Source organism: Mesorhizobium sp. M1A.F.Ca.IN.020.06.1.1 (genome assembly GCF_004023265.1).
Classification (GTDB): Bacteria; Pseudomonadota; Alphaproteobacteria; order Rhizobiales; family Rhizobiaceae; genus Mesorhizobium.
Genome location: NZ_RZSR01001164.1, coordinates 1 through 1605, shown reverse-complemented (window position 1 = coordinate 1605; position 1605 = coordinate 1). Strand labels below are relative to the sequence as shown.

2 protein-coding genes are annotated in these 1605 nt (G+C 68.7%); both read left to right on the top strand.

Going from position 1 to position 1605, the window contains the following annotated elements; genetic code table 11:
- A partial coding sequence (locus tag EOA60_RS32075) for a pyridoxal-phosphate dependent enzyme (protein ID WP_128312560.1) occupies positions 1-422 on the top strand: 422 nt, incomplete at its 5' end.
- A 113-nt stretch (positions 423-535) separates the two neighbouring features.
- On the top strand, positions 536-1605 hold a 1070-nt coding region (locus EOA60_RS32070), incomplete at its 3' end, for a DUF4175 family protein (RefSeq protein WP_128312559.1).

The window sequence follows — 1605 nt, the reverse complement described above, 5'->3', positions numbered from 1 at the left end:
ACACACTGCTTGTCGCGGTCGGCGGCGGCGGCCTGATCGGCGGCATCGCCGCCTGGTTCGCTGGCCGCATCCGCATCATCGCCATCGAGCCCGAGGGCGCGCCGACGCTTCACCGCGCCTTCGAAGCCGGCAAGCCGGTCGATGCACCGGCGGAGGGCATCGCCGCCGATTCGCTGGCGCCGAAGCGCGTCGGCGAAATGATGTTCCCGATCGCGAAAGCTTTCGTCGAGCGCTCGATCCTGGTCAGCGACGACGACATCGTGGCGGCGCAGAAAGCGCTCTGGGAGCGCGCGCAAATCATCGCCGAGCCGGGCGGGGCCGCTGCCTTTGCCGCGATGCTTTCCGGCCGCTACGCGCCGGCTCCCGGCGAGCGCGTGGCCGTCCTGGTCTGCGGATCCAACACGAATCCCGCGAATTTCTGATCGTAAAGGCGGCGAACCCGTCACAGATTTTGGAACTCGCCTCGCCTTCGCCGTGTTTGGTGTTATCCTCTGCTCATGAGGTCCGGGCGATCCTGCCCGGGCAGGAAGGGCCGATGACGGAACGACCCATTTCCAGCGGCGAACGCGGTCTGGCCGGGCGCCTTGCCTTGAGCCGGCTGGCGACGCGGGCCTCGATGATCTTCGAGCGCGGCTGGCCGTTGCTGTTGCCGCTGGCGGTGGTCGCCGGCCTGTTCCTCAGTGTCGCGTGGCTGGGCTTGTTCCAGCGCCTGCCGGATCTGGCGCGGATCGGCCTCCTGATCCTCTTCTCCATCTCGGCGCTCGCCGCGCTCTTTGCGCTGCGCTTCTTCCGCATTCCGTCCGTCGCCGAGGTCGACCGGCGCATCGAGGCAGCGAACGAGCTGCTGCACAGCCCCGTGCAGGTGCAGACCGACCGGCCGAGCGGCGCGGAGAGCCTCTTCTCGCAGGCGCTGTGGCGCGAGCACCAGAAGCGCATGGCCGAGCGGCTCTCCGACCTGGGCGGCGACAGGCCGCGCACAAGCGTGCCGGATTACGACCGCTGGGGCCTGCGGGCTGTGGTGGGGCTGCTGTTCGTCACCGCTTTTGCCTTCTCGTTCGGACCTTTCGGCGGCAGGATCAGCGACGGCTTCGTCGCCAGCGCCGCGCGCGATAGCGTGCCGCCCCGCATCGATGCCTGGGTGACGCCGCCTTCCTATACCGGCAAGCCGCCGCTGTTCTTGACCGCCGACGTCAACCAGGCCGCGCAGGTCTTCAGCGTCCCTGAGGGCAGCGACGTCTCGCTGCGCGTCACTGGCGGAACCGGCGAAGAAACGCTGAGCTATGCCGACGCGAACGGCAATGATCGCGCCATCGAGCCGGTTGCGCCGAAGGGCGCCACGCCAGCCGCGGCACAGCCGGGGTCCCCAGCCGGGCTCAAAGTGCGCCAGTTCTCCGGCAAGCTGAACAACAACGGCACGCTGCGGCTCAAGACCGGCGAGGACGATCTCGGCCACTGGGCCTTCGCCATCATCCCGGACAAACCGCCGACGATCCGTTTCGTCGGCGAGCCCAAGCGTGCCGTCAATGGCGCCATCGAGCTCAACTACCAGATCGACGACGACTACGGCGCGGCAGCGTCAGCGGCATGTCGGGCGGGCCATAGAGC